General features: G+C 52.9%; 26 protein-coding genes and 1 tRNA gene. 18 read left to right on the top strand and 9 right to left on the bottom strand.

The window, feature by feature from the left end; translation table 11 throughout:
* The first annotated feature begins 2 nt into the window (after positions 1-2).
* Genes top6B through TK_RS03915 form a run of 9 tightly spaced genes read left to right on the top strand, consistent with a single transcriptional unit; the run spans position 3 to position 9,447 of the window.
* Positions 3-1,706: a DNA topoisomerase VI subunit B gene (gene top6B, locus TK_RS03955; protein WP_011249750.1), complete on the top strand. Its 1,704-nt coding sequence runs from the start codon at positions 3-5 to the stop codon at positions 1,704-1,706.
* Positions 1,699-2,856, top strand: a complete 1,158-nt coding sequence (locus TK_RS03950) for a DNA topoisomerase IV subunit A (protein WP_011249749.1) — start codon at positions 1,699-1,701, stop codon at positions 2,854-2,856. Before top6B ends, TK_RS03950 begins: the two co-directional genes overlap by 8 nt.
* The gene (locus tag TK_RS03945; protein WP_011249748.1) at positions 2,853-4,097 is read left to right on the top strand and encodes a DUF530 family protein; all 1,245 of its coding nucleotides are present in this window, start codon (positions 2,853-2,855) and stop codon (positions 4,095-4,097) included. The genes TK_RS03950 and TK_RS03945 overlap by 4 nt, the downstream gene beginning before the upstream one ends.
* Positions 4,098-4,101: 4 nt before the next feature.
* Positions 4,102-4,521 carry a DUF1699 family protein gene (locus TK_RS03940; protein WP_011249747.1) on the top strand — a complete coding sequence of 140 codons (420 nt, stop codon included), beginning with the start codon at positions 4,102-4,104 and terminating at the stop codon, positions 4,519-4,521.
* A 57-nt stretch (positions 4,522-4,578) separates the two neighbouring features.
* A complete protein-coding gene (locus TK_RS03935; RefSeq protein WP_143598672.1) occupies positions 4,579-6,690 on the top strand; it encodes an McrB family protein in 2,112 nt (703 codons plus the stop codon).
* Entirely contained in the window at positions 6,687-8,120 is a 1,434-nt protein-coding gene (locus tag TK_RS03930; protein ID WP_052273622.1) for an McrC family protein, read from the top strand. The genes TK_RS03935 and TK_RS03930 overlap by 4 nt, the downstream gene beginning before the upstream one ends.
* 33 nt (positions 8,121-8,153) lie before the next feature.
* Positions 8,154-8,957: a GTP cyclohydrolase IV gene (locus TK_RS03925; protein ID WP_011249744.1), complete on the top strand. Its 804-nt coding sequence runs from the start codon at positions 8,154-8,156 to the stop codon at positions 8,955-8,957.
* A 48-nt stretch (positions 8,958-9,005) separates the two neighbouring features.
* Positions 9,006-9,191, top strand: coding sequence for a hypothetical protein (locus tag TK_RS03920; protein WP_011249743.1), 186 nt, complete (start codon positions 9,006-9,008; stop codon positions 9,189-9,191).
* Positions 9,181-9,447, top strand: coding sequence for a type II toxin-antitoxin system RelE family toxin (locus TK_RS03915; protein WP_011249742.1), 267 nt, complete (start codon positions 9,181-9,183; stop codon positions 9,445-9,447). Before TK_RS03920 ends, TK_RS03915 begins: the two co-directional genes overlap by 11 nt.
* Before the next feature lie 30 nt (positions 9,448-9,477).
* Here the strand turns inward: TK_RS03915 and TK_RS03910 are convergent, their stop codons facing one another.
* Both TK_RS03910 and TK_RS03905 read right to left on the bottom strand, forming a co-directional pair.
* Entirely contained in the window at positions 9,478-9,939 is a 462-nt protein-coding gene (locus TK_RS03910) for a UPF0179 family protein (protein ID WP_173254059.1), read from the bottom strand.
* Positions 9,936-10,991, bottom strand: coding sequence for an NAD(P)-dependent glycerol-1-phosphate dehydrogenase (locus tag TK_RS03905; RefSeq protein WP_011249740.1), 1,056 nt, complete (start codon positions 10,989-10,991; stop codon positions 9,936-9,938). The genes TK_RS03910 and TK_RS03905 overlap by 4 nt, the downstream gene beginning before the upstream one ends.
* 68 nt (positions 10,992-11,059) lie before the next feature.
* Here TK_RS03905 and TK_RS03900 point away from each other — a divergent pair, with 68 nt between their 5' ends.
* The 5 genes from TK_RS03900 to TK_RS03880 all read left to right on the top strand — a co-directional run bounded on the left by TK_RS03900 (position 11,060) and on the right by TK_RS03880 (position 14,809).
* Positions 11,060-11,869 (top strand): DUF63 family protein, encoded by an 810-nt coding sequence (locus tag TK_RS03900; protein WP_011249739.1) that lies wholly within the window; start codon positions 11,060-11,062, stop codon positions 11,867-11,869.
* Positions 11,870-11,873: 4 nt separating this feature from the next.
* Positions 11,874-12,644 carry a bifunctional fructose-bisphosphatase/inositol-phosphate phosphatase gene (locus TK_RS03895; RefSeq protein ID WP_011249738.1) on the top strand — a complete coding sequence of 257 codons (771 nt, stop codon included), beginning with the start codon at positions 11,874-11,876 and terminating at the stop codon, positions 12,642-12,644.
* Positions 12,634-13,254, top strand: a complete 621-nt coding sequence (locus tag TK_RS03890) for a rhomboid family intramembrane serine protease (protein ID WP_011249737.1) — start codon at positions 12,634-12,636, stop codon at positions 13,252-13,254. Before TK_RS03895 ends, TK_RS03890 begins: the two co-directional genes overlap by 11 nt.
* 55 nt (positions 13,255-13,309) lie before the next feature.
* Positions 13,310-13,417: transfer RNA gene (locus TK_RS03885), tRNA-Met, on the top strand.
* A gap of 1,029 nt (positions 13,418-14,446) precedes the next feature.
* Positions 14,447-14,809, top strand: coding sequence for an immunoglobulin-like domain-containing protein (locus tag TK_RS03880; protein WP_048053685.1), 363 nt, complete (start codon positions 14,447-14,449; stop codon positions 14,807-14,809).
* Here TK_RS03880 and TK_RS03875 read toward each other — a convergent pair.
* The gene (locus TK_RS03875; protein ID WP_011249735.1) at positions 14,796-16,709 is read right to left on the bottom strand and encodes a helicase C-terminal domain-containing protein; all 1,914 of its coding nucleotides are present in this window, start codon (positions 16,707-16,709) and stop codon (positions 14,796-14,798) included. The two genes, TK_RS03880 and TK_RS03875, sit on opposite strands and share 14 nt — an antisense overlap.
* A 40-nt stretch (positions 16,710-16,749) precedes the next feature.
* On the opposite strand from TK_RS03875, the gene TK_RS03870 reads away from it, so the two are divergent.
* The gene (locus TK_RS03870; RefSeq protein WP_011249734.1) at positions 16,750-17,061 is read left to right on the top strand and encodes a hypothetical protein; all 312 of its coding nucleotides are present in this window, start codon (positions 16,750-16,752) and stop codon (positions 17,059-17,061) included.
* Between the two features lie 239 nt (positions 17,062-17,300).
* Here TK_RS03870 and TK_RS03865 read toward each other — a convergent pair whose 3' ends face one another.
* The 3 genes from TK_RS03865 to TK_RS03855 form a co-directional block, all read right to left on the bottom strand.
* A complete protein-coding gene (locus TK_RS03865; protein ID WP_011249733.1) occupies positions 17,301-17,696 on the bottom strand; it encodes a hypothetical protein in 396 nt (131 codons plus the stop codon).
* Between the two features lie 56 nt (positions 17,697-17,752).
* Complete coding sequence (locus TK_RS03860; RefSeq protein WP_011249732.1) at positions 17,753-18,799, bottom strand: M42 family metallopeptidase; 1,047 nt, start codon at positions 18,797-18,799, stop codon at positions 17,753-17,755.
* Positions 18,800-19,036: 237 nt separating this feature from the next.
* Complete coding sequence (locus TK_RS03855; protein ID WP_011249731.1) at positions 19,037-19,543, bottom strand: hypothetical protein; 507 nt, start codon at positions 19,541-19,543, stop codon at positions 19,037-19,039.
* A 150-nt stretch (positions 19,544-19,693) separates the two neighbouring features.
* Here TK_RS03855 and sfsA point away from each other — a divergent pair, with 150 nt between their 5' ends.
* From sfsA to xerA, 3 genes are read left to right on the top strand one after another with little or no spacing between them, the layout of a single operon-like run.
* A complete protein-coding gene (gene sfsA / locus TK_RS03850; RefSeq protein ID WP_011249730.1) occupies positions 19,694-20,407 on the top strand; it encodes a DNA/RNA nuclease SfsA in 714 nt (237 codons plus the stop codon).
* A 45-nt stretch (positions 20,408-20,452) separates the two neighbouring features.
* Entirely contained in the window at positions 20,453-21,364 is a 912-nt protein-coding gene (locus TK_RS03845) for a toprim domain-containing protein (RefSeq protein WP_011249729.1), read from the top strand.
* A complete protein-coding gene (gene xerA, locus TK_RS03840) occupies positions 21,357-22,205 on the top strand; it encodes a site-specific tyrosine recombinase/integron integrase (protein ID WP_011249728.1) in 849 nt (282 codons plus the stop codon). Before TK_RS03845 ends, xerA begins: the two co-directional genes overlap by 8 nt.
* A 7-nt stretch (positions 22,206-22,212) precedes the next feature.
* Here xerA and TK_RS03835 read toward each other — a convergent pair whose 3' ends face one another.
* From TK_RS03835 to TK_RS03825, 3 genes are all read right to left on the bottom strand, one after another.
* The gene (locus TK_RS03835) at positions 22,213-23,469 is read right to left on the bottom strand and encodes an ATPase (protein WP_011249727.1); all 1,257 of its coding nucleotides are present in this window, start codon (positions 23,467-23,469) and stop codon (positions 22,213-22,215) included.
* Between the two features lie 67 nt (positions 23,470-23,536).
* Complete coding sequence (locus TK_RS03830) at positions 23,537-24,550, bottom strand: M42 family metallopeptidase (RefSeq protein ID WP_011249726.1); 1,014 nt, start codon at positions 24,548-24,550, stop codon at positions 23,537-23,539.
* A 45-nt stretch (positions 24,551-24,595) separates the two neighbouring features.
* Positions 24,596-25,474: an AEC family transporter gene (locus TK_RS03825; protein ID WP_011249725.1), complete on the bottom strand. Its 879-nt coding sequence runs from the start codon at positions 25,472-25,474 to the stop codon at positions 24,596-24,598.
* Positions 25,475-25,504 lie beyond the last annotated feature (30 nt).

Genomic DNA, 25,504 nt, shown 5'->3' with positions numbered 1-25,504 from the left:
TTATGGCCGAGGCTAACCAGCTCTTCAAGGAGTTTAAGATTCAGAGCGTCAGCGAGTTCTTCAGGAGAAACGCCGCAATGCTCGGCTACACGGGCAAGGTCCGCTCGCTGACGACCCTTGTCCACGAGGCGGTAACCAACTCCCTCGACGCCTGTGAGGAAGCAGGAATCCCGCCCTACGTCAGGGTTGAAATAGAGGAGCTCGGGAACGAGCACTACAAGGTTGTAGTTGAAGACAACGGGCCTGGAATACCGGAGAAGTACATAACCCACGTCTTCGGAAAGATGCTCGCTGGAACTAAAGCCCACAGGAACATACAGAGCCGCGGTCAGCAGGGTATCGGTATAAGCGGTGCCGTCATGTTCGCCCAGATAACGAGTGGAAAGGCCACACGTGTCATCACTTCAACCGGAAACGACGAGATAATCGAGGCATGGGTTAAGATAGACGTTGACAAGAACGAGGGTAAAATCGTCAAGAAGGAGAAGCATCCAAACCCGAAGGGCTGGCGCGGGACGAGGATAGAGCTCGAAGTTAAGAACGTCAAGTACATGCGCTCCAAGCAGGGTGTCTTCTGGTACCTCAAGCTAACGGCTATAGCCAACCCCCACGCACACATCGAGCTTATTGAACCGGACGGAAAACTCATAGTCTTTCCGAGGTCGAGCGACTACATCCCGGAACCGCCGGTCGAGATGAAGCCTCACCCGAAGGGAGTCCTCACCGATGACGTTTACAGATTGGCCAAGAAGACGAGGAGGAACACCGTCAGGAGGTTCCTCATCGGCGAGTTCTCGAGGATAAGCGACAAGAAGGTTGATGAACTCATCGAGTACATCGCTGCCCTCAGGCTGATAAAGACCGTGGAGGACAAGAAGCTCCAGGAGCAGTACTACCAGAAGCTTATGGAGGGACACGTCAAGGCTGTTCTCAGGGCATTCAAGGGCTACACCAAGGTGGTCAAACAGGTCGCCAAAATGATGGAGAAGCCGCCCGAGAAGCTCACCTGGCACGAGGCTGAGGAGATAGTCGAGGCCTTCAAGTACATGAAGTTCTTGGCGCCCCCAACTCATGGCCTAAGGCCCATCGGGGAGGAGAACATCGAGAAGGGCCTTAAGGGAATACTCAAACCAGAGTTCGTGACTGCCGTTACCAGACCGCCAAAAGTCTACTCAGGTGGTATCCCGTTCCAGGTCGAGGTTGGAATAGCGTACGGCGGCGAGATTCCGGCTGGCTTCGACCTCTACCGCTACGCCAACAGGGTGCCGCTCCTATTCGATGCAGGTTCGTGTGTGACAACCCAGGCGGCCCGCTCTATAGACTGGAAGCGCTATAAAATAGACGACCTTGACAGGGCACCGCTCGTCCTCATGATAAACGTCGTTTCGGTCCACGTTCCTTACACTGGAACAGGAAAGCAGAGCATAGCGAGCGTTGACGAGATTTACAACGAGATACGTTTAGCAATAATGGACGCCGCGAGGAGGCTCCAGACCTACCTGAGCGGCAAGCACAGGAAGCTGGCCCAGGTAAAGAGAAGGAAGACCTTCGAGAAGTACGTCCCTGAGATAGCGAGGGCCTTAAGCATACTGACGGGAGAACCCGAGGAGAAGATTAGGGAGTACTTCATCAGGTTTATCGAGAGCAAGTTTGCAAGCGCGGAGGTTGAAGAGGTAGCAGCCGAGGAGGTGGCCGAGAATGCCTAAGCGCAAAATCCAGAGGGAGAGGCCCAAGGAGAAGTTCTCCTACGACCCCAGGAAAGTCCTGAAGATGCTCGACGAGCACGCAAGGAGGATCCTTGAGGACATCAAAGCCGGCAAAAACCCCCACTTCGACATCCCGATGCGCGGGCTGAGCAACGTATACTTTGATGAAAAGTCGAGGCTCATCAAGATGGGCGACAAGCTCTCGAGGCGCTACTTCCTCAACGTTGCCCATGCGAGAAAGTTCATGCAGACGCTCCTCATAATGGCCTACGTGAAGAGGCTCGTGAGCGAGGGCAAGCACGCGAGCCTTCGTGAAGCCTACTACGCCAACAAGCACACCATTCCGGGAACGAGGGAGAACACCTTCGAAGACCAGAGCGAGAGCGACCCGATCATCGAAGACCTTGAGAGAATGTTCGGCGTTTTGAGAGAGGAGATGCACATAACCGCCGATAGGCGCGGTTACATCTACGGCGACATCGTCATCCGCGATGGGGAAGACGAGTTCAACGCGAGCAGGCTCGGAAGCGGTGGATGGGCCGTTCCAGGAACGGTGGAGCACATCCAGTTCCCGGAGATAAACGTTGACTACGCCTTAGTCGTCGAGACAGCGGCTATGGCCGACCGTCTCATCGAGGAAAAGTTCCCGAAGAGGGAGAACGCCCTCATCATAGCCACCCAGGGACAGGCCTCGCGTGGGGTTAGGCGTTTGATCCACAGGCTCCACTACGAGGAAGGGTTGCCCATCATTGTCTTCACCGATGGCGACCCCTACGGTTGGTACATATACTCGACCATAAAGCAGGGTTCGATCAACCTCGCCTACCTCAGCGACAAGCTGGCAACTCCTGAATCGAAGTTCGTGGGCATGACCATGGACGACATCAAGAAGTACGGCCTTGAGAACGTCACCGAGAAGCTCAAGGGCATTCCACCGAACAAGAAGGGCGGCCCAACGGGAGACTACAAGAGAATCCTCGAGGAGATGAACTACCCCTGGTTCCAGAACAAGGAGTGGCAGAGACAGCTCCAGCTCGCCCTCAAGTGGGGAGTGAGGATTGAACAGCAGGCTTTAGCCAACAAGTCCCTCGAGTTCGTCGCGAAGGAGTATCTCCCAGAAAAGATAAACAACGGTGATCTCCTGCCATGACGACGACGGAAGAACTCGTCGCCCAGGTCAACAAGATACTGGACGATATAGGCATAGACCTGGGCGAGCTCTTCCAGGACTTTGACCCCGTCAGGTTAGCCCTGACTCTAAACCGCAACCTTTCCCTCCTTGAGGAGCTTGAGGAGGAGCTTGAGCGCAGAGTTGGTGAGGGAGGCCCCTCCGTACCGATGGGAGACAGGAAAAACCGCGATCCACACCTCCAGTGGCTCTACAGAAAGAGGCACTACAGGACGCTCGCCCTGGAGAGGCTCCGCTCGGCGATAACGGCCCACAAAATCGCGTTAGCTATTCTCGACGCCAACTACACCTTCAAGAGGGGGAGCAGTGAGATAAAGGCGACCGAGATAAAGGACGAGAAGGTGAAGGCCACCAGAAAGCCCTACAGCATCGGGAGAGTGGAGATACTGCCTTACCTGGCGTACTCGGGAGACGTCCTCAAGCTCCTCGCCAGGGAGAGCCTCTCCGTGAGGGACGCCTTCAAGGAGATCAAGGGCAGGCTCAGGGAACAGGGAATGGTTAAAACCAGGAGCATAAGGCTTGAGGTGGAGTACTTTGAGAACAACCGCCTGAAAAAGGCCCACGTCAGCCTTCCCGCCGATGCAGACATCGAGGCCGAGCTGAGGAAGCAGTTCGGAAGGCGCTTCCGCTGGAGGGTTCTCAGCCTCGTGAAGACAAGGGGCGTCCTCATAAACAACCACTACACGGTGGACAACCTGGCACTGGCCTATGCCTCATTTAATCCCGAAAAGGGCGCCGAACTGCTGGGACTCGACATATTCCGCTACTACTTCCTCACGTCGCCAGCGGACAGGGAAACCCTCGGAGTTTTCCCGGGGATAAAGAGCTGTCTCGACTGCCACTACTCAATCCTCGACCTGCCCTTTAGGTGGGATCCAAACTTCAAAACAGGCCAGGGAAGCCTCTACATCATAAGAAAGTGCGAGATGGAGGAACAGCTCGTTGGAAGGAAGAAGGACCTCAGCGGGGTTCCTAACTACCTCCTCGGAGGAGTTCTACTCTACGGCATAAGCAACTACGACGAGAAGAAGGTTGCCGAAATACTGGGAATTCCCGAGGACGAGCTTACCGAGGCCATGAAGAAGTTCGTGATATCGGGCCTTGCAAACGTCCTGTTCACCAAGGAAGAGGCGAAGAAGTTTGACAAGTTCATGCCGAAGAGCGACAAAGCCAAGCAGTTCCTCGCCCTGCTCCAGGGGTGATTGAATGAAGGTCAGGGTAAAGGCGAAGACATATTCGGAACTCATCAGGAAGCTGGACGAGGTTCTGAACGAGGATGTGAGTGAGGTCTATGTGAACCTCCGACCAACAAAGGAGGTAGTCGTCAAAATCCTAGAGCGCTCGCCGAACGTCAGGAAAATCACGTGTCCGCCAAGCCTTTACCCTAAGGTGTCTCAAAAAGTCATCATGGCCCTGAATCAGCTTGGGGTGGAGCTTTTGCCAGAGAGCTATCCGAGGGGCAGGCCAAAGAAGTACGATGAGAAAACGATAAAACAGGTCGTTGAATTGGCCCGGAAGGGCGTGCCTATGAAAGAGATCAGCAGAAAGCTCGGAATACCTCTGAGGACTGTCTACTACCTGGCAAATTTGTACACCACTTCTTACTCTTCTTTTCGAGGGGAGTGATTTTCCAAACCACTGAGGGCAGTTATGGTTATATAGGAGTTGCCCCACATTACCTCGGTGGTTCACGTGGGCAGATTTGAGATTTCCGAAAACGCTCTGGAAAAAATAGCTGAAAGCCTCAGGGAAGAATACGAGGGCAGCAACGTTGATTACGTTATAGAGGACATGAGAATTTCAGAGAACGGGGAATACCTCTCGGTACTCATAAGGGACGACTACGACTCCAGGTTTCTCCACATCTTTGATACGAAGGGGAACCCGCTTCTGGGGTGGAAGAGTGGGGTTGGGATTCCCTGCCAGGAGGACGTTGTCGTTTTTCCGGGCGTTGAAAACGTGGCTGTATTTATGAAGTGCGGTACTGGGGAAATAGCACTCTATCCGTTTCAGGATGAAAACCCAAAAGAGCACGCCCTAAGGGTAACTTTCTCAAGGCTTCCCATCTACGTGAGCCTGACCAACATGGAGAGGGTGGTTATTTTTGGCGACATGAGACTCGACTTCAGTGCCCCCGCCGACCTTGAGACAGTCTTCATACCTCGCCTTCAGGGAGGCTACGCCTTTTTCCATGCCATCCATGACACCGACGATGAAATCTACATACTCCACACCTTCAAAGAGCCCGGGATGAAAAACCCCACCCTCAGGATAGGGAGGATAAACTATCCGCCTCACCCATATTATTCGCCGATTGAATTCTGGGACGGAGTAGAGACGATTTCGGCCCATTCCCCAGCGCCCCCGACAAAAGGCGCAATAGGGGACATCGTACTGAGGGACAACGAGCCAATAGCGGTCCTCGGGACGAAGCTCGGGAAGGAGCTCTACATCCTCACATCCAAGAAAGCGCGGATAATTCCCCTGCCGGGAGAGCTCGTGTTCACGAAGTTCACCGAAAAGGGCCTTTTCCTGCTTATAGGCCAGTTCAGGGGCTATCTGTACGGGGGCTTTGTCACGTACGAAGACCTCCTTCAAAAGGGCTCTCTAAAACTGGATGACATTGTGGACAGAACAGTCTTCGGCAGGTACAACCCAGAAGCCTTTGACCCAAAGTTCTCGGGAATATCTAGGAGCGGAGACGTTCTCGTTCTGGGCAAATCCTCTGGAAAAGTAAGCGCCAGCGGCAGGTTCTACTATTACGTTCGCCCGGATTCGAACTATCTATACTCTTACGTCTCCACGCAGGCCGCCCCTGGGGAGGGGGACATTACTTACGACCAGTTCACCCAGCTCGAAGAGGTTCTCAGAAGGTTCGGCGGCGTAATCCTCTACGGACCCCCTGGAACCGGAAAAACGAAGCTTGCCCTGGATCTCTCAAGAGATGCCGATAAGGTTGAGGTCGTTACGTTCCACCAGTCGTACAGCTATGAGGACTTCGTTGAAGGTTTTAGGCCCGTTGAAAAGGAGGGCAAACTGCTCTATGTCGTTGAGGACGGCATTTTAAAGAGGCTTGCAGTCGAGGCGATTTTCCGCGGCCTCCACCCGGACGAGGGAGAGGCCGATTACAAGAAGAAAAAGGAAGCCGTCCTTGAATACCTTCAAACAGGAAAAGGCGAGTTCAAACCCCGCGGGAAGTTCTACCTAATAATAGATGAGATAAACAGAGGAAACATCTCAAGGATCCTCGGTGAGGTCATAACCCTACTCGATCCCGATAAAAGGCTCGGAATGGAGTACGAGACAAAAATAACCCTGCCGTATTCCAGAGAGCCCTTCGCCCTTCCCCCCAACCTCTACATAATCGGGACAATGAACTCCACGGACAGGAGCATAGCTTTCCTTGACATGGCCCTCAGGAGGCGCTTTGCGTTCCTTGAGATACTGCCCCGCCCTGAGGAGCTCGGGGATATCGAAGTCGGCGGTGTAAACCTTCAGCACCTCCTCTCGACGCTCAACAGGGTTATCGAGGAAGAGCGCGGGAAGGACTACACGATAGGCCACGGCTACTTCAGGGAGGTCATAAAGGCTAAGCCGGAGGAGAGGGCAAAGGCACTCAAGGACGTCTTCTACTACAAGATACTCCCTCTTCTCCAGGAATACTTCTACGGCAACTGGGAGGCAATAAGGCGCTCCCTGCCGGGGTTCGGGTTCATAGACGAGAAAGGGCGTATAATCGAGATGGACGACGACGAGTTCATTGAAGCCCTCCGCAAGCTGGTGACAGAGAAATGATGGACTTCAGAGTCGTAACCCTCTACGAGTTTGAGAACAGGCCACTCTCAGAACTGAAGAAACTCGGGCTTCAGACAGGGGAAAGAGAACTAATGAAGTTCGCCGAGGCTGTGAATTCTCTCTACGGCGGCGACAGTCCGGTCTTTACAGTCACCTACGATCCGAGAAGGGATGAATACCACCTGAAGACCCATGGGAGTGTGGGGTTTGCGTACTACCTGGGCGATGACGGGATTGTGCTTGTGCAGGTACTGCCAAAGCCCTTCAGGTACGACAGGGAGGACGGCCGCTCTCTGCTGTTCTTCCTTCAGCTCTTCAATATGTACTACCAGATGGGTCTTGAGCCGGGCGAAATTAGGGCCTTGGTGTTTGAATACGGCAGGCAGAAGGCGCTGGACGAAATTTTCAAGTATCTCTACGTCCTCATGCTCTCCAGAGCGCTGTCCAGAGGACTCTACTACGAATACGGGGAGATTGAGGAAAGCTCCCAGACCGTCCGCGGCAGAATCCTTGTAAATGAACTCGCCCGGAGGCCAGCATGGAAGGCCGACCTGCCCGTCAGGTACTCACTCCTTCTTGAGGACAATCCCCTCAACAGGGTTCTAAAGGGTGCCCTGGAAGTCGCCGTAAAGTCTGCCCGCCTGAGTGAGACGAGGAAAGTCGGAGGAATACTTCTCGACCTCTTCAGGGACGTGGGTGACCCAAAACCCGGCGACTTCGGGAAAGTTTCCTTCAACCACCTCAACGAGAGGTTCAGAACGGTCTTCAGGCTGGCACGGGTGATGTACTTCGGGCTGGCCGCGGGAGGTTCGAGGAAGTTCCTTCCAGGAGTGTTCATCAGGATGGATGAGCTTTTTGAGACGCTCGTTTACAGGACGCTGAAGACCGTCCTCGACAACGAAGCAGAGGTGAGATTCCAGGTTCAGCTGCCCCACGTCATAAAAAACGCGGGCGAAATCGAGGCTAGATTTGGCGCACTCTTCATGATGGGCAACCCCCTTCCAGACATAGTGGTCAGCACCGACGAAGGAACCTGCGTCGTTGAGGTAAAATACAGAAACCTCTACGTGTATCACAGAGGAGAGAATAGGGCCCATAGAAAACTCGTTAGGAAGAGCGACGAGCTTTATCAGGCCTACACGTACTCCCGCCTTGTCAGCGAGTATTTGGGGGCAAAAAGAGTTCCAGTTCTCCTAGTCTACCCGCGGCTCGAGGGAATTTACAACCACTGGATTCCAAACCTCTTTAGCGCGCGCCCGGAGGATACCTTTGAGTTCTTCGACGGGACGAGGGTGGGGGTCTTCGGGTACGAGCTTTCGATGATAGGGGACGAAATCCTGCTGAGGAAGAACTCGGTAGTTATCGATGAGGACACCGCCGAAAACCTGAAGTCTTTCATCCTCGGCCTCTGCTCTTCGGGAGAGGTTTAAAAACCCGCAGGCCTACTCCAGTCGGGTGAGAGAATGTTCGTCGAGACACAGGAAGAAGTTCCCGAAATCAGAGAGCCTCTAAGAAGGGTCGGCATAACGAACCTAAGGACGGTCGCCAAGATAAACTGGAAGGGAAGGGAGTACACATTCCTTCCGCTCATAGAGGTAACCATAGACGTGCCGGCCGAGAAGAAGGGCATCCACATGAGCAGGCTCGTGGAGAGCATAACAGAAGCCATGAGCGAAGCTGTCGAGGAGGAAGTGGCAAAAGTCCACAGCTCCCTAGAGGAGCTTGGAAAGTCCGTCATAGAGAGGCTCGAAGGAAAACACCCGCATAAGAGAGCTGAGGTCTGGATCAAGACGCACCTGATAATTCCGAGAACCACTCCGGCCAGTAAAAAGACCAGCTACGAACCCTACGACGTCGAGGTCGGCGTCATAAAGAATGAGGACGGCTCCTTCGAGAAGGTTCTCAGGGTGAGGGTGATAGGAAACACGGCCTGTCCGCACGCCATGGCGAACAACAACGGCAAGACCCACATCCAGAGGGCCATCGGCGAGCTGGAGATAAGGGCACCCTTTGAGGAAGAGATTCCACTTGAGGAGATGATAGACGTCGTCGAAAGCTCCTTCAGCCACCCGACCTATACGCTCCTAAAGACTGTGGACGAGAACGCCGTCGTCCAGGGAATGTTCGCCAACCCGAAGTTCGTCGAGGACGTGGCCAGGGAGATATTCGCAAAGGCCAAGGAGCGCTTCAGGGGCAGAATCCACGTGAGGGTCATCAGCAACGAGAGCATCCACAAGCACGACGTCATAGCGGAGACGTGGAGCTGAAGGGAAAATTTAATTTGTCCTTTTACAAATCTTTTTGTGGTGAGAACTGTGAGCGTTACTCTGGTTGAGATACAGAGGAAGATAGACGAGATAGAGAAGTTCCTCAAAGAGCTCATAGAAGTAAACCTTCAGCTCATTGAAGAGTCCGAGCCAGAGGAATGGGAGATTAAGGAAATTCAAAAGCGCAGAAAGGACGAGTTTATGGAATGGGACGTGGTCAAGGATGAGCTTTGAGAACAGAATTCTCATAAGCAAAAGAGCCCTCAAGGAACTCAAGAATGTCCCCGAAAGTCAGAGGGACATTATAAAAGACAGAATCTCCAAACTCGCTTTCTTTCCGCTCGTAAAGCTTGACGTCCAAAAACTGAAAGGATACGACAATGTCTACAGACTCCGGGTTGGAGAGTATCGGGTAATATTTGAGTATAACAAAGAAGAGCGAATTGTGATGATCCTGAAGGTAGGAAAAAGGGGGAACGTTTATTCCTAAAGAATTCTCAGAGAAAATGGAAAATAAGACTCACTCCTTCTTCCTCATGACCTTGGCTATCTTGTATGTCTTGCCGTTGCACTCGACTTCCCCAGTTATTTCGATTATCTTCACGCTGTCCCCGTCAAAGAGCCCCTCCGGCTTGAAAAGATCCCTTTTGTCCAGGTCGGGGCAGTCCTCGAGCTTCAGCGTTATCACCGAGCCCACCACTGCAAGCCTCGGCTCTATTGCCACCTCTATGCTCGGCTCGACCACCTCCACTACCCTGACCTTTCCCTCGTGCAGCGGGCAGGAGTGGGAAGGCATGCTCCTTACCCTGAGAATCTTGTAGCGCCTTCCAGGCTCAAGGTTGCCGACACAAACGCCCGCGAGCTTGCAGGTCTTGCAGGGCTCGGCCGGACCGTAGAATATGAACTCAACCCCCGGTTTTGCGAGCTTTTCCCCAACTAACGTGATTATGGCCACTTTCAACACCTCCTGATGGATGATCATATCACTCCTGTGATTTTAGCGGCCTTTTCAGCGGCCTCCCGAGTTAAACCGTCCTTTCCGAGGATGGTGTAGCGCTCGGGCCTTATGGTGTGGGCTATGGTGAGCGCCTCGATTATAACCTCGGGGTCGATCCCAAGTTCGTATGCGTTTGTAGGTGCGCCGACCCTCTTTAAGGTTTCCCTAACGCGCTCCCACTTCATACCGTGCAGGTAGGCCATGATTATCGTCCCGAGGCCCGTCTGCTCGCCGTGAAGGGCGGGCTTATCGAGGAGCATGTCTAGGGCGTGGCTGAAGAGGTGCTCAGCGCCGCTTGCTGGTCTTGAAGACCCGGCTATACTCATGGCCACACCTGTGGAGATGAGCGCCTTGATGACCTTCCTGACGGACTCCTCGTTTCCGAGGCGGATTATATCGGCGTTCCGCATTACCATCTTGGCACTCATGAGTGAGAGTGATGCGGCGTACTCGCTGTAGTATTCACCTTTGATTCTATGGGCAAGCTGCCAGTCCCTCACAGCCGTTAAGTTGCTTATAGTGTCGCCAACACCGGCCGCTAAGTAGCGGTAGGGTGCCGTTTTGATGACCTTGACGTCGGCAATGACTGCAACTGGTGGAACGGCCTTCACGGACGTTTTTGAGCCGAGGTCCTTTATTGAAGCGTTCGCACTCGCTATGCCGTCGTGGGAAGCGGTTGTTGGAAAGCTTATGAAGGGAACGCCCGTTTTGAATGAAGAGAGCTTGGCGACGTCTATTATGCTCCCGCCGCCAACTGCTATCACCCAGCCGATGCCTTCGTCCTTGATCTTTTCAATCGTTCTCTCGACTTCCTCCATCGTTGCGCCTTTTCTGATGGTGAGGGAGCTCACCTCGTACGCAGATTTTATCGCATCTTCCACATCTCTACCAGCTATTTCCTTCGTTTTTGGGCCGTAGATAACGAGTGCCTTTCCAGTAAGGCCTATCCTCTTGGCAACGCTAACAACTTCTCCCGTGAGGTTCTCGCCCAGCAGTACCTCCCTTGGGAGCTGCATGAGATGAATCCTTCTCTCCATTTTTATCGCCGAAAAACTATTGGTGGGAAAAGCTTTAAGGCTATCGGAAGACTCCCTACGGTGGTCGAATGGGAGTTGGGGAGTTTTTTTACAGGTATTTCGTTGAGCCGATAAAATACAACCAGGGCTACAACCCTGTTAACACGCTTGTCTACGCGGTAATCCTTGGAATAATGGTTCTCCTCCTCTACCGAATACTTAAGAGGATGGGAATAAGGATAGACGACCGCTTTTTCCTCTCCCTGATGCCCTACATAGTCCTCGGCCCGCTGATGAGGGCCATAACAGATGAGGGCCTGCTTCCGAGGACTTACCTTACAGTTAGCCCCGGCGGCTACTTCGTCATAGCGGCCTTTGCGATAGCTTCCCTCTTTGCGGTGTGGAGACATCTGGGCCCGGATGAGAGGCTCTACCCGATATACCGCGACTTCGGCTGGGTGCTCGTGGGAGGGCTGGTTTTCATAATCATAATCAACTGGGGGAAGCTTTCTGTCAGATGGGAGTACTTCAAGTACTTCATCCCGAGCCTTGCTGTCTCCGAGGCCTTTATCTGGGCTCTAGCAAAGAAGTTCAAACTGATAGTCGACAACAAAGTGCTGTTCTACACCCACTTTTACGACGCGACCACGACCTTTGTCGGGATACAGTTCTTCGGCTTCTGGGAGCAGCACGTCCTCGCAAGGACGCTCATAGACCTAACGGGCACACCTGCAGTAATGTATCTGGAAAAATTGCTGGTTTTGATTCCAGTCGTTTACATACTCGACAGGATGATGGAAGATGAAGACCCCGAGCTGATAAATTTCGTCAAACTGGCAATATTCGTCCTCGGCTTCGGCCCCGGGACGAGAAACCTGCTTATAGCCTTGCTGGGGTGATATTATGGAGTTTAACTGGAGTGAGATAGCGCTAAATACCGCCAAGGAGCTTGAAGAGAAAATAATGCCACTCTTTGGGACAAAAAAAGCCGGCGAGAACGTTGGGACTAACGTGAGCGGAGACGTAACAAAGTACGTGGACAAGGTCGCCGAGGACATAATACTCAAGAGGCTCGTCCCTCTCGGAGTAAACGTCGTCAGCGAAGAGGTCGGGACGGTTGACAGCGGGAGTGACTACACCGTTGTCGTCGACCCTCTGGACGGTTCCTACAACTTCTCGGCCGGGATACCAATCTTCGCCTTCAGCCTGGGGATCTTCAAGGGGAAGAAGCCTGTCTACGGGGCAATCTATGAGTTCCTGCCTGAGAACTTCTATGAAGCAAAGCCAGGGAAAGGTGCGTACCTCAACGGAGAGAGGATAAGGGTGAACGAACCCGAACCGGGGAAGGAAGCCCTGAGCTTCTATACCCGGGGAAGATGCCTCGGTCTCGTGAAGAAGGTGAAGCGAGTCCGCGTGCTCGGGGCGATAGCGGTGGAGCTTGCCTACGTTGCGAGGGGCTCCTTAGATGGGGTCTTTGACATAAGGAACTACGTTAGGCCGACGGACGTTGCAGCTGGAGTCCTCCTTGTGAGGGAAGCGGGCGGAATAGTAACGGACGAAAGGGGAAGGGAGTTCGAAGTCAAGCTCAGCGCAACGGAGAAGACCAACATAATAGCCGTCGCAAACGAGAGGCTCCTGAACACCATCCTGGAGGCGATGAAGGATGAGCCTTGAGCACTACTTCCACCGCTACGGGCGGGCAACCTTCACGCTATTTCTAATCAACGTCGCCGTTTACGTTGTCGAGGCAGTTTTGAGCGGCGGGAACTTCCTGAGCATAAGGGGCAGCGTCCTGGCACTCCTCGGTCAGTGGAACTACGCGGTTCTCAACTACGGCTACTGGTGGCAGCTCTTCACGGCGATGTTCGTGCACGTCAACATAATCCACATATTCTTCAATATGTACTTTCTCCTGACGATGGGGAGACAGCTTGAAAGGGTTCTCGGCCCGAGGAGGGTTGTGATGACTTACATCGTCTCTGGGCTTGTTGGAAACGTTCTGACGCTCTTCCTCAAGCCCCCAATGACCGTCAGTGCGGGAGCCAGCGGTGCTCTCTTCGGAATAGTCGGAGCGTTGATAACGATAAGCGGTGTCGTCGGTGGAAATATGCAGGCAGCCATGATGAACGCCTTTTTCCTGTTCCTGATAAACAGCGTCCTTCCTGGGGTCAATGCATACGCCCACCTTGGAGGCCTGCTGGCGGGCATCGCGATAGGCTACTACTACGGAAAGGTCATCAGGAGAAGGCTCACGTGGCAGTACGCGTACGGCGACTACTGGTGACGCCGAAAGATTTAAAAATGCCCTCCTTGAGGTATAGGACGAGCGCTCGGGAAGTGCCGGGGTAGCTTAGCCTGGTCAGAGCGCTCGGCTCATAGGGCCGCTCCCCTTCGGGGGAGCCTGAGAAACCGAGAGGTCCGGGGTTCAAAGCCCCGCCCCGGCACCATTCAGCCCTTGCTTCGCAAGCGCTGGCGGAAGAGTAGTATGCGTTTTTAGCGAGCTGGCTTTTGAGTGGGTTTACGCACCAATCTGCTGATTTAGCAGGATTTTCTCACAATATAGTGCCCAAAGGGCACTAAAAAGAAAGTCAAAATCACAATTAACAAGAGATGTTGAGAGTAAACCCGCGTGAAGTTGCTTTCTGGTAGAGAATACACTCTTTGACAGGAAAGTCAAAAGAAAGGGAGCACTTTTGGTGAAGCTTTTTCCAAAAGTTTCCTGCGCGACGTTGAAGCTCCGCTTCAACGCACGGAACGGTAGTTCCATTGAGTTTGATCAAGGCTCGTGGTTCTTCTTAGAATTGCTCCACCACAAGGATTTTCAAAATACTCAAGCTAAACATTAATGAATTTCCCAATTTTGGCCTTCTAAAGGGAGTTTTCTCCCCTTGACGCCCTACGGGCGTCGATTAAAAAGCAAACTCACATCGAGAACCCTTACTAAAATTGAATTCACACTCATGCAGTGAGTTCCTGTGAATGAAAATCTCCCTAGAACCACCTTCTAATCAAGAACCACGAACTTTGATGAAACTTTGCAAAGCAAAGTTTCAGCGCCGCTTTCACTAATGTTCAAGCGTCCTAAACGGATGACGAAATGTTCATGACTCTTCTAACTCACCTGTTTGAAAAGTTAATGTCTTGCATCCTCGCTCCCTTTTGATAGATTCTCGCTTAATAAGCAATTTTAAGAGGGTTACTCACAGCATATCACCCGAAGGGCGTTAAAAAGGAAGAAAACCCCCACTTCTCTGTCCATCAATCAAGAGAATCTAACTGCATTAAGCCAATTCTCGAAGACATTCAAGCTTTTGGTGGAGCTTTTTCTAAAGCCCCTAACTAGTACTCAGTCTCTAGACTGAATGTTAGGATACCAGAGCAAATGCACTGATTACTTTTTCCTTCCGAAGCTTGCCCGAGTACCCCAACTGTTTCTTGCGAAAACCTTTTCTGGAAAAGCGTGTATTCTTATCCCGATGAAGATAATTAAAGTCCCCTCCAACGACAGCATTGGGATTATACCCTACGGTTCTCCTCCAGAGGTCGAGCTTGAGATACAAGTCAAGCAGCGAAAAGGCGAGCTTGTCCTCTGGATAACAAACCCAAACACCACGAAGGTCGAGATCGACAACGAGGTTGAGCTTTACGAGTTCATAGGCTACTGGCAGAAGCTTGACCCAGGGATCGTATTCCTGAGGAAGATGATTGTACTCATACCAGGTGAGACGATCGAGCAGAAGCTCCCCCTTGAGCTTCCACCGGGCAGGTACATGGTAGTCAAGCACGCCTACGTGAACGGGGCGAGGGTCAGGGTGGAGAAGGAGTTCACCGTCCGTTAGACCAGAACCTTTTGAGGTAGAGTCTCATCGTCGGGAGAGTTACTGGCTTCATAGTTTCCTTCATCCAGTCGGGCAGATCCTTCCTTATGCTCCTCCAGAGTACGCGGTAGTCGAGGATTACGATGCTCCCCTTCTCTTCAGCGGAGCGGTGAACCCTCCCAGCTGCCTGGACGAGCTTTCTGTGAGCTGGAAGGTAATAGCCATAGTAGCGACCCTTTCCAGGGAACTTCTTCTCGAAGTACCTTATCTGGGCCTGAACCCTCGGCGTCGGCCTCGCATAGGGGATTCCGACGAGGACAACGCCGTTCATCTCGTCGCCAGAATAATCCTGTCCCTCGCTGTTTCTTCCCCCCATCACGCCGAGCAGAACGGCGCCGTTTCCCTTCGCGTGGGCCTTGAACTGGGCTATCATGAGGTCGTTTTCCCTCGAAGAGACACCCTGCTGTTCTATGAAAACTGCCCTCCCAGTTTCCTCGAGCTTTACGTCGAGATTTGCCGAGAGAAGGCCCTGGAGAACCTCGTAGGAGGCCGTAAAGACGCCGACGTTCTTGGGAATGAGCTTTACCGCTTCAACTATGTAGTCGACCATTTTCCTGTAAGCCTGGAGGGAGCGCTCGTCTCCCCTCGTCGAGACGTCCTTGGCAACCAGCACCTGAGCGTTCTCCCTCTTCACCATCCTCGGGAACTTCTTCATCCTGGCGTTTTCAATGCCCATAACGTCCCTGAAGGCCTCAAGCGGCGTGAGAGTTCCGGACATAAATATCGCGCTCTGAACGTCTTTTATGAAGGACAGCGCCCGTGACGGGTCGAGGGCAACGAGCTCAAGGCTCATACCCTTCTCCCGCGTCATCAGGAAGAGGTAGTCGTCTCTACCGATGAGGGAGAGCCACAGCAGGAGGAACTCTCCGACCCTACCAACGTAGCTCCTCGGGGGTTTACCTTTCTCTATGCGGTCCTCCCTTATGGCATCCCCAACCGAAACCATCTCGTTGAGCGTCTTAACGAGCCAGCGTTCGTTTATCCCCAGAATTTCAATAACATGGGTAAAGACCAGCTCGGGCTGTACAGGGGCTTCTTCGACGTCTCTCTCGGCCAGCTTTTCCGAGTACAGCTTCTCAAGCCCCTTCCCGAGAATGCTCAGGAAGTTAGCTATCTCGTGCTCCCTGTACTCGTCGGCCTCCTTTATTGCCCTGTTTATCGTGTGTATGCTCAACCTGTCGCTCAATGCCGAGATTGCCTGGTCTGGGAGGTTGTGAGCCTCGTCAAAGATGACAATAAGGTCGGAGTAATCAACGCCGAGGGAGCTTATCAGGCTCTCCCTTATGCTTGGACTTAGGGCGTAGAGGTAGCTGGCCACTATTACGTCGGCTTTCTCCGCTATTCTCTTGGTGAGGTCGTAGGGACACAGCTCAAGCGTCTCGGCGTAGTTGAGGATCTCAGCCGGATGGCTCGGTTCGGTCAGGAAAAACCGTATGACTTCCTCAAACTCGGCCTTTTTCTTCTTCTCGTTCTCATAGAAGGGGCACTTCCCGAGCTTCTTCAGGTTTTTACAGACGACCATGGCGTTGTATGCATCGGTGGTGAACTGTTTGAGGTAGGTGTGAAGGCACAGCTCCTTCCTGCTCCTAAGCTCGACGCCAGAAACGGGCTTTTTTCGATGGATGGCTTTCAGCTCTTCAATAACCCTGTCCATCTGCCTGTGGGTTCTGGCAAGATAGAGAACCTTGTAGCCGTACTCCTTGGCGAAGGGGAGAACTCCAGCAAGAACGCTGATCGTCTTTCCAAAGCCCGTTGGAGCTTCGACTATCGCGTTCTCGCCGTTCTTGACGGCCTCGCCGATGAGTTCTATGAACTCCCTCTGGTTAGGTCTGAGGTTCTCGTAGGGAAAGTACTCACTCATGGGAAAGGGTTTTAACCGGCCCGTTTTAACCTTTGCCGTGATGGGCATGGAAGAGCGGTGGGGAAAAATAGCAGAGTACATCGTGGAGGCAGTGCTAATAGCGTGGCTCGGCTATTTGTTCCTCTACCAGAACTACCTGCTCCACAACTGGCACCGCGGTCTGCCACTTCCGAGTAAAACGCCCTACATAATCCTCGGTGTCCTCATGGGGGCCACGTTTCTGGCCTTCGAGCTGTGGAGGAACAGGAATGTGCTCTTTGATGGAAGAAGTCAGGGGATCGCCGAGGTTCATCCCGAAAACTCAGTCCCAGAGAACTTTGAAGATGTATCTTCCTCCGATGCCGAGGTCTGAAAGTTCATCCTCCGAAACGCCGAGAAGGGGTTTTTTGATTTCCACTATTGCCAGACTCCCATCTTCTCTGAACTCGATCCCTTCGAGATTTCCGCCTTTCACTTTAATCTTGATTTCCCCCTTCCCTGTTCCAACGATCTCAAAAGTGTCTTTTCCTCCAAAGAAACGGACGTATCTGGCCAGATGAATCAGATCTCCAGGTTTCAGGTCAGATACTACGATCTTGCCGTGTTCCTGCCTTATTTTTGGTATAACTCTCTCGTAGCTCTCAGAAAACGCCAGGGCAGTCCTCCCAAAGCCCTCCGCAATTTTGAGGAGCTTTTCTTTAGAAACCTCTCATCTAGATCGGCCGAAGCCCTAGAAACCAGAAAACCCCCATCAAGCTGGATGGTGACTATTAGAAGCCCCAGAGGGGACTTCATTATGTAAGTTGTAGTGTTATCGGCGTACGTCATCTCAAAGCTTCCTGAGAATGCGAAACCGAACACCTTCCCAGGGAGGCGTATTGAGACAGTTTTTCCATCAAGCGACCCGGGAAACGGCAGGGAAGCTATAAGGACGTCTGGCCTTGATGTTATCCTCTTCAGGGCCTCCCATGAAAATCTGGCCGGGACTTTGAATATTCCTGATTCCATATCAAAATCAAGACTCAAAGAGATTGCTTATAAAAATTTGGGAAGAACGTAAGGAATCAAAGCTCAAGCTCTCCGATGTGCTCCAGAACCTTGACCATCAGCTTGACTCCAGCGTCAACATCGCGCTCATCAACGACCTCTGCGTTGGAGTGGATGTAGCGCGCCGGAACGCTGATGGCTCCGGTCGGAACACCGGATTTGTTGAGGTGAATGGCCCCTGCGTCAGTTCCGCCGCCGAGGAGAATGTCCCACTGGTAGGGTATCTCGTACTTCTTGGCGAGCTCCTCCATCCAGCGGACGATCGTTGGATGGCAGATGACCGAGCGGTCCATTATCTTGATTGCGGTACCCTTTCCGAGCTGGGTGACCTGCTTGTGCTCCGGCGTTCCAGGGACGTCGGCCGCTATGGTAACGTCAATGGCGAAGCCGTAGTCCGGGTCGATGCCGAAGGCCGAGACCCTCGCACCCCTGAGTCCGACCTCTTCCTGGACGGTGGCGACGAAGTAGATGTCCGCATCGGTCTCGCCAAGCTCCTGGGCGGCTTTAACGAGAGTATAAACAGCTATCCTGTCGTCGAAGGCTATGCTGACGAGCCTGTGCTTTCCGAGCCTCTCAAGTCTGCCGTCCCAGGTGATTATGGTTCCCACTCTGACACCCATCTCCTCGGCCTCTTCCTTGCTCTCGGCGCCGATGTCAATGAAGACCTGGTCCCAGGTGGGAGCCTTGCTCCTCTCCTCGGGCTTCTGGATGTGCGGAGGAACGCTTCCGCCGACACCGTAGATGAACTTATCCTTGTCAATCCAGACCTTGAAGCGCTGGGCTATGAGAGTCCTCGGGTCAACGCCGCCGACCGGGACGACGCGGAGGAAGCCGTTCTTCTCGATGTGGTTCACCATGAGGCCGATCTGATCCATGTGTGCCGCGAGCATAACCTTTGGGCCGTTGCCCTTCTTGTGGGCTATGACGTTGCCGAGCTTGTCAACCTTTATCTCGTCCACGTAGGGCTTGAAGGCCTCTATAACGACGTCCCTGACGCCGAGAAACTCAAAACCCGAAACACCAGGGGCCTCAACTATCTTCTTGAGCAGTTCGTAGTCGACCATTCCCATCACCTTCCGTTTAGATTTCCATCTAAAAGTAACGCCCGGGATATTTAAGGGTTTAGGTGGGAGAGCAGTTCCTCGATGGTTAGGCAGTCGTCGCACTTTCTCCTGAAGTCCCTTGCCACGAGGACAGACGCGTCGTGTCCTAGTTATGAGGCTTCAAATATTATCCACCTGCTGGATTATCCAGTGACCGGATAAAAGTTTGAGGTTATTACCCTTCCCCTACCCTAACAATTATGGGTAGATCCTCACACCCATCGCCTTCTCCCCATTGTCGTAAATCTCCTTGATTTTGAAAAGATAAGCGGGCGTCTTGCTCCAGTCCCTCGGTTTCTTTGGCCTGTGAAAGACGTCGTGGACGGCGTTTGTGTACTCCCACACCTCGTCGTCCTCGTGCACCTCGACCTCGCACCGAACCTCATAGGAGGTGCTCGGGGGCGTGAAGAAGAGCACCGTTGCCTCGCTGCTTCCTCCCGTGATGTTTGTCCACGTGTGCTTTTTAGCCAGCTCAAGGGATACCAGCTTGGTGAAGTCTATTTTCTCCCTCACATATATCTCGTTGAGGAGAAAGTTGAGAGCATCTCTGGGGTTGTAGGGCTTTTTCAGCTCCTCACGGAGCTTCTGGAGGGTCTCTTCTAAATATTCCTCCTTGTGAATGAAGCCAATACCCTTGATTGACCCGTTCGGCCCTGCTTTGCCGCAGGTTATTATTGCCGGGTTGTGCCGCGTGAAGCCGAGCAAAACCGAGGGGTCGAACTTCCCCTCTGCGAGCTTTCTTATTCAAGCAACCCTCTCCTCGAAGGCGTATTTGATGAACTCCTCGGGTATCATTGAACCACCGTTCCTTTTTGCCACCAAGGTTTAAAAACGTCTTTCGGTGTAGGTTTACTCATGGCGAAGCCCGTACTGCTCACCCTAAACGTCGTTCCATGCACGTTCCTTAAGCGTCTCAACCGCTTCGTTGCTCTAGTCGAGGTAAACGGTGAGACCAGGAAAGCATTGGTAACGAACACTGGAAGATTAGAAGAGTTCATGATCCCTGGCAGAAAAGCCTTCTGCGTTCCGAAGGAAGGGGGGAAGACTGACTTTGTTTTAGTCGCATTCGAAGATGAAGAGGGCAAAGGAGCAGTGATCGACACCAGAACGCAGGCAAGAGCCTTTGAGAGGGCCCTTGAGCTAGGTCTCGTCCCCTGGCTCAGGGACTGTTCCATAAAGAAGAAGGAGATCAAAGTCGGAAGCTCCCGCCTCGACTACCTCTTTGAATGTCCCGGCGGTGATGTCTACGCCGAGATGAAGAGTGCCGTCCTAAGGGGCGGTGAGAAAGGGGAATATGCAATGTACCCTGACTGTCCATCAACGAGGGGGCAGAGACACATAAGGGAGCTCATCGAGCTGTCGAAAGCTGGAAAGAGGGCCATGATATTCTTCATCGGCGCAATGCCAGGTGTTGAAAAGTTCAGGCCTTACGAGAAAGGCGACCCCGAGATAGCGAGGCTCCTCAAAGGGGCCAGAAAAGCGGGCGTTGAAATCCACGCCCTCAGCATCTCACTCCTGCCCGATGGAAAAATCGTCCTCGAAAGGCCCGAGCTTGAGGTTGAAGTATGAGAACGGTTTTAAACCCGATGTCCAAGATGAGTTTAGGTGGTAAAGATGGCAATAGTTGACGTAAGGATTCTGGTAGAGGGTGCAAGCGACGTAGAGGTCGTAAGCAAGGCCCTCCAGGGGCTCGCCCTTGGAAGCGAGTACAACATCACTATATCAGCGATAATCCCGACTACCAACGTTGAGATAGCGAAGAGCGCTGCGGCCGGCGCGGACCTGCTTATCATAGCGACCGACGCGGACAGGGTAGGAAGAGAGCTTGCCGAGAGGCTCTTCAACGAGCTCGGTGAGATGGTCGGCCACATTGAGAGAATGAAGCTCCCGCTCGGCCACGACCTTGAGCACGTTGATGTTGAGCTAGTCAGGAAGGAACTCAAAAACACCCTGGTAAGGGCGGGTCTCAAGAGTCTCCAGGTTCTTCCTGAGTACATGGAGCTCAGGAAGCAGCTCCTCGACATCAAAGGCAAGTACGACGAGCTTGCCAACGAGTACGAGGCCCTCTACAAGGAGCACGAAGAGCTTCAGAAGAAGTACGATGAACTCTACTCGGAGTATAAGAGGCTGGCCAGCGAGAACGAGGGCCTTAAAGAGCTCCTCGAAAAGAGGGCCAGGCCAGTGAAGATAGAGGACGCCTGGAAGAACCTCTTCCCGGCAGAGCCCGTACCCGACGAAAAGATTCTCGCACTGGCAGTCGAGAAGCTCGGCCTTAACGGAAAGATAATAGTCGGCCAAGGCTACATCTTTGCCGAGGAGGATGCCCTGATAGAAGAGCTCCTCAAGACTGTTTACCTCAGCCTCGCGGTCAAGGATGAGCTTGAAAGCGAAAAGCCCAAAGCGGAGCCAAGGGTTTATCCTGCAGAGCCAAAACCCGTGGAGCCGGAAACCGAGAACATAGTTGAGAACCCCGAGGTGAAGCCAGAAGAGCTGGAGAGGCTCCTGAAGGGTATGGACAATGAGTGAGCCGAACGAGGTCATTGAGGAGTTCGAGACCTATCTGGACCTTGAGGGTAAAAGCCCCCATACCATCAGGATGTACACTTACTACGTTAGGCGATACCTTGAGTGGGGCGGCGATCTGAACGCCCACTCCGCCCTCCGATTTCTTGCCCATCTGAGGAAAAACGGCTACTCTAACAGGAGCCTCAACCTCGTCGTCCAGGCGTTGAGGGCCTACTTTCGGTTTGAGGGCCTTGACGATGAAGCCGAGAGGCTGAAGCCTCCCAAAGTCCCGAGGAGCCTGCCGAAAGCACTCACTAGGGAGGAGGTTAAGCGGCTTCTCTCTGTTATACCGCCAACAAGGAAGAGAGACAGGCTCATTGTTCTTCTCCTCTACGGCGCTGGATTGCGCGTTAGCGAGCTGTGCAACCTCAAAAAGGACGACGTTGACCTCGACAGAGGGCTAATAGTGGTAAGGGGCGGAAAGGGAGCGAAGGACAGGGTCGTGCCAATCCCGAAGTACCTCGCCGACGAGATAAGGGCCTACCTCGAGAGCCGCTCCGATGAGAGCGAATACCTCCTCGTCGAGGACAGAAGAAGGAGGAAGGATAAGCTCTCAACAAGGAACGTGTGGTACCTCCTCAAGCGCTACGGCCAGAAAGCTGGGGTTGAGGTAACGCCACACAAGCTCCGCCACAGCTTCGCGACTCACCTACTTGAGGAAGGGGTGGATATAAGGGCCATACAGGAGCTTCTCGGCCACTCGAACCTCTCAACTACCCAGATATACACCAAGGTAACAGTGGAACATCTCCGCAAGGCCCAGGAGAAGGCAAAGCTGATAGAGAAGCTGATGGGGGAGTGAGAAAGCTTCATTCTTCCCCGAGCTCCTTTCTCAGGCTTTTCTGGGCGAGAGTCAAGAGATCCTCTGGGGTGAGCACTTCAACGGTTTTTGGCTCTGACTCAAGGACGCTTTCATCGGGAACGACGAGCACTTTTCTACAGTTGAACCTTGAAAGCTTTTCCTCGATTTTCCAAACTTCCTCTCTCTTTACCCTGCTCTTCCATTTCACTTCCCCCACTAGCTCAAGACGCTTGAAGCCCTGAAGGGCTATGTCCACTTCAAGGTCAGGTTCTTCGATTCTAACTGGTCTGAGCCCGTATACCTTTCCCAGCAGGCTCTCGATGTATTTTTCAACGTGTCTCGGGACTTTCTCATTAACGGCACTCCTTATGAACTCAAGTGGGGTTTCCAGCTCGGTGTACGCGTACTTGGAGCTGAGGTAGAAGTGCAAATCCAGCAGGGGGGATGCTATGGAGTAACTGAACCTCCTGCGTTTTCGGAAGATGGGAACTTTCCGTATGATGTCCATTGTGGAGAGAACTTTGAGGTACTTCTGGATGCTTGAGGGCGAGTCAAGAAGTCCCTGGGACACCAGGTAGCTCGCTATCTCGCCGCTCTTGGACTTTCCATCCGCTACTGCGTGGAGAATCGCTCGATAAACCTCAGAAAACAGGATTTCTTCTTCAGTGAAAGCCTCGCCGATTAAATCTTCAACGACCGGCCCTGATGAGTACAGGTATTGAGCCATGAACTCCCTCAGTGGTGGCTTGTAAAGGGGAACAAGCATAGGTTCTCTAAGATACGTGGAAGCTTCCACAAGCTCTTTTCCACTCACTTCCTTTGAAAGCTCGATGATAACTTCTCTCTCGTCAATAAGTCCGATTTTTATCGGCAGCACTACCCCAAGTAAGGGACTTTCCTTTTTGGAGAGAAGCCGCAGTGAGAGCCAGAGCGTTGACGTGAGGAGAACCAGATCCTTTTCACTTCTCCCAGCGTTTGCGTGCAGGAAATCGAGGAAGTCCTCAGGGAGTCTATGGAACTCATCAATAACGATTGTTTTCTCCCCAAGGTTCTTGGATAGCTCTTTCAGCAGTTCCTGATATGATAACCTTGCACCACTCCTCCTCTCAAGGATGGCTCCATCTCGCTGTACAAAGTAATAGAGGTCGTGATCTAAGAACCTGCTTGCTATAAAGCTCTTCCCTGTTTTTCTGCGGCCGTAGAGCATCTTCCAGCCTGGATATCTTAGGGTTTTCATTTCAATTCTTCTGGGAATAATTCTCATGAGAATGATTCTGTTGAGAATCAATTTAAGCTTTTCGGCAAATGTGATAAAAATTTGGAAAGACCAATCAGAGGAACTTCTCCTCGATGTATGCCCTTATCAGCTCCTTCGTGGCGAGCATTCCCTTAACGTGTGTTCTCTCCATGCCGTGGCTGGCGTGGACTCCCTGGCCGATGAGGGCAACCCTGAAGTCCCAGCCAGCCCTCAAGGCCGCGCTCCCGTCCGAGCCGTAGTATGGGAAGACGTCCACGGTGTAAGGGATTCCCCTCTTCTCGGCAAGTTCGATTAGTTTGGTCGTCATCTCGTAGTCGTAGGGGCCGCTCGAATCTTTGGCCGCTATTGAGACGGCCGTCTCCTTTCCAGCCACGCCTTCGCCAACTACTCCCATATCAACGACTAGGAGTTCCTTCGTGCTCTTGGGATAGCCTGCCGAACCGCCGTGGCCGACCTCCTCGTACGGCGAGAAGAAGAACGCAACCGGGAGCTTTTCAAGGGTCTGACTAAGGTCGAGCATGAGGTCAATTAGCACTGCCACGCTCGCCTTGTCGTCCAAGAAGTGGGCCTTGACGAAGCCGTTCACGTACTCGAACTTCGGGTCGAAGGCAATGAAGTCGCCGGGCCTTATGCCGAGCTTTTCAGTGTCTTCTTTCTTCTCCACCTCTGCATCGAGGCGGATGTACATGTTCTCCTCTGTTCTCTCCTTCTTTCCTGCCTCTTTGTTCACGTGAACGCTCGGGTTCTTGAGGAGGAGCGTCCCGCGGTAGCGCTTTCCTGAGCGGGTGATTATCGTGCAGTACTCCCCCTCGAAGGCAGGAAGGAGAAGGCCGCCTATTCTCGTGAAGCTCAGATGTCCGTCGGGGAGGATGCCCTTTACCATCGCACCTAGAGTGTCAACGTGTGCCGCAATCACGAGTTCAGGCTCGGGGTGGTTGCCCGCTATCAGGGCGCCCTTGTTGGTGTAGTAGGTCTTAATCCCTGCCTCGGTAAGCTTTTTCTCAATGTGCTCCATAACTTCCCTTGTGTAGCCTGTTGGGGACGGTATCTCAAGTATCTCCTTCAGAATCTCAACGACGCGCTCCATGTTATCACCGTTCAAAAATCCATCGAAGGACTAAAAAGGCATCGGTCAGAGAAGAGCCTTTAAGGCCATGAAGAGGCCGATAACGATGAGAGTAAGGACAAAGGTAACGCTTATTGCCTCCTCAGCCTTCAGCTGGTACTGTGCAAGAATCGCATTGGCGGCTATCGCCGGCGGCATGCTGGCCTCGACCAGAACCGAGTAGAAAACCTCTGGGCTGGCGTTCCTGAGGGTGAGGAAGACGAAGATGAATGGAATCGCTATCCTAAAGGCCCCCACTTCGAGGAACTTCCTGAGCTCGAACCTGCTGAGGGTTATCCGCGAGCCGAAGTAGATTATCAGGAGCGGGATGCTCCACCAGCCGATCGTCTTAATGGGCTCGATGATCCAGCCCGGAAGGCGGATTCCAGCTATCACAAGGGCGAGGGCAAGCAGGTTGGCGACTGTCGGCGGGAACTTCAGGGCCTTTTCGATGCTCCTCCTTAGTGAAGCACCGCCGCTGGAGTAGTGGGCCGCTATGAACGTCACTATCGGGATTACGATGAGGCTGTTGGTTGTTGAGTAGAGAATTGCGGGGGTTATGTCGTCCAAGAAGAGGCTCGCTATCGGGAAGCCTAGGGCCGCGGTGTTCGGGTAAACCGAGAGAACCATGAGTGCACCAGCCCAGGGGTCGTTTTTGAGAACGAACCTGCCGTAGAGGTAAGAGGAGCCAAGACTTATGCCTATTACGAGAAAGACGTAGATGAAAACCGTCTTTATGCTGAGTAAGTATCCCAAATCCTTGCTCGCGACGTTGCCGAAGACGAAGAAGGCCAGAAGAATGTCGTTTGTGAGGATTCGGATGTAGTCAAAGGGCTTCTCAGACTTAAACAGACGCTTGAGAACGTATCCGAATGCTATGAGCGCGAGCATCTCGTAGATGTTCATGTTAAAAGCTAAAATTCAGCGTTTAAAAGG

It is taken from the genome of Thermococcus kodakarensis KOD1 (assembly GCF_000009965.1).
Lineage (GTDB): Archaea > Methanobacteriota_B > Thermococci > Thermococcales > Thermococcaceae > Thermococcus > Thermococcus kodakarensis.
The sequence above is the reverse complement of the archived record's forward strand: the minus strand, read 5'-3'. Positions and strand labels throughout refer to the sequence as shown.